Origin of the sequence: Novosphingobium rhizosphaerae (genome assembly GCF_050920675.1) — a bacterium.
GTDB classification, from domain to species: Bacteria; Pseudomonadota; Alphaproteobacteria; order Sphingomonadales; family Sphingomonadaceae; genus Novosphingobium; species Novosphingobium rhizosphaerae.
In genome coordinates this window covers 1-2,500 of the sequence record NZ_CP137861.1, presented here as the reverse complement: position 1 = coordinate 2,500, position 2,500 = coordinate 1, and the positions used below count along the sequence as shown (strand labels likewise).

Genomic DNA, 2,500 nt, shown 5'->3' with positions numbered 1-2,500 from the left:
GACCCGAAACCCGGTGATCTAGGCATGACCAGGCTGAAGGTGCGGTAACACGCACTGGAGGGCCGAACCGTTCAATGTTGAAAAATTGTCGGATGAGTTGTGTTTAGGGGTGAAAGGCCAATCAAACCGGGAAATAGCTGGTTCTCCGCGAAATCTATTGAGGTAGAGCGTCGGACGTATACCGTTGGGGGTAGAGCACTGGATGGATGCGGGGGTCGCGAGATCTACCAACTCTAACCAAACTCCGAATACCAACGAGATTTATCCGGCAGACAGACGGCGGGTGCTAAGGTCCGTCGTCAAAAGGGAAACAGCCCTAACCTACAGCTAAGGTCCCCAAGTCACGTCTAAGTGGGAAAGCATGTGGGAATCCCAAAACAACCAGGATGTTGGCTTAGAAGCAGCCATCATTTAAAGAAAGCGTAACAGCTCACTGGTCTAAATAAGGGTTCCTGCGGCGAAGATGTAACGGGGCTCAAGACGTGCACCGAAGCTTAGGGTTCAGATCTTTGATCTGAGCGGTAGCGGAGCGTTCCGTAGGCCTGCGAAGCGGAAGGGTAACCGACCGTGGAGGTATCGGAAGTGCGAATGCTGACATGAGTAGCGACAAAGAGGGTGAGATGCCCTCTCGCCGAAAGACCAAGGGTTCCTGCTTAAAGCTAATCTGAGCAGGGTGAGCCGGCCCCTAAGACGAGCCCGAAGGGGGTAGTCGATGGGAACCACGTTAATATTCGTGGGCCTGGAGATGAGTGACGGATCTCTTAAATTGTCAGCTCTTATCGGATTGAGCTGGCTGTGACGAGGTTCCAGGAAATAGCCTCTCCATATAGACCGTACCCGAAACCGACACAGGTGGTCAGGTAGAGTATACCAAGGCGCTTGAGAGAAGTATCCTGAAGGAACTCGGCAAATTGCCTCCGTACCTTCGGAAGAAGGAGGCCCCACATATGCGCAAGCACTTGTGGGGGGCACAGGCCAGGGGGTAGCGACTGTTTAGCAAAAACACAGGACTCTGCTAAGTCGGCTTCAAGACGACGTATAGGGTCTGACGCCTGCCCGGTGCCGGAAGGTTAAGAGGAGGAGTGCAAGCTCCGAATTGAAGCCCCGGTAAACGGCGGCCGTAACTATAACGGTCCTAAGGTAGCGAAATTCCTTGTCGGGTAAGTTCCGACCTGCACGAATGGCGTAACGACTTCCCCACTGTCTCCAGGATATGCTCAGCGAAATTGAATTCTCCGTGAAGATGCGGAGTACCCGCGGTTAGACGGAAAGACCCCGTGCACCTTTACTGCAGCTTCAGAGTGGCATTAGGAAAGAATTGTGTAGCATAGGTGGGAGGCTTTGAAGCACTGGCGCCAGCCGGTGTGGAGCCATAGGTGAAATACCACCCTGTTGTTTTCTGATGTCTAACCCAGCACCGTCATCCGGTGCGGGGACCCTCTGTGGCGGGTAGTTTGACTGGGGCGGTCGCCTCCTAAAGAGTAACGGAGGCGCGCGATGGTAGGCTCAGGACGGTTGGAAACCGTCTGCTAGAGTGCAATGGCATAAGCCTGCCTGACTGCGAGACTGACGAGTCGAGCAGAGACGAAAGTCGGTCATAGTGATCCGGTGGTCCCTCGTGGAAGGGCCATCGCTCAACGGATAAAAGGTACGCCGGGGATAACAGGCTGATGATTCCCAAGAGCTCATATCGACGGAATCGTTTGGCACCTCGATGTCGGCTCATCACATCCTGGGGCTGGAGCAGGTCCCAAGGGTTTGGCTGTTCGCCAATTAAAGTGGTACGTGAGCTGGGTTCAGAACGTCGCGAGACAGTTTGGTCCCTATCTGCCGTGGGCGTCGATACTTGAGAGGAGTTGCCCCTAGTACGAGAGGACCGGGGTGAACATGCCTCTGGTGTACCTGTCGTTCCGCCAGGAGCGCAGCAGGGTAGCTATGCATGGACGGGATAACCGCTGAAAGCATCTAAGCGGGAAGCCTCCCTCAAGATAAGGTATCATCGAGTCGTGGTAGACCACCACGTTGATAGGCCGGGTGTGGAAGTGCGGTAACGCATGAAGCTAACCGGTCCTAATCACTCTTATCATGCTTGTAGAATCCACACCCTCACCAACAACCCTGCGCAACCCGCAGAACCAACGGTGAAACCCGGACGATACCAAGCCAGATCCCAAACCATCGATCTAAAAACATCATGTGCGCCCGCTCCATTGCCTGGTGACCATAGCGTCTGTGAACCACCCGATCCCTTCTCGAACTCGGCCGTGAAACCAGTCCGCGCCAATGGTACTAACGCTCAAGCGTTGGAAGAGTAGGTCGTCGCCAGGCATTGAAGCCGGCGCGCATGAAAAAAACCCATCACAATCTCAAATCCAACAAAGCCCCGTCGAATACATCGACGGGGCTTTGTTGCTAACATCGCGGGGTGGAGCAGCCCGGTAGCTCGTCAGGCTCATAACCTGAAGGTCGCAGGTTCAAATCCTGCCCCCGCAACCAGAAT

General features: G+C 54.6%; 1 tRNA gene and 2 rRNA genes (1 of these 3 cut by a window edge). All 3 read left to right on the top strand.

Annotation, left to right across the window (positions count from 1 at the left end):
• Nucleotides 1-2,094, top strand: a 23S ribosomal RNA gene (locus R9J51_RS00015) (it extends 699 nt beyond the left edge of the window).
• 119 nt (nucleotides 2,095-2,213) lie between these two features.
• A 5S ribosomal RNA gene (rrf, locus tag R9J51_RS00010) occupies nucleotides 2,214-2,328 on the top strand.
• Between the two features lie 91 nt (nucleotides 2,329-2,419).
• Nucleotides 2,420-2,496: transfer RNA gene (locus R9J51_RS00005), tRNA-Met, on the top strand.
• Nucleotides 2,497-2,500: the final 4 nt, after the last annotated feature.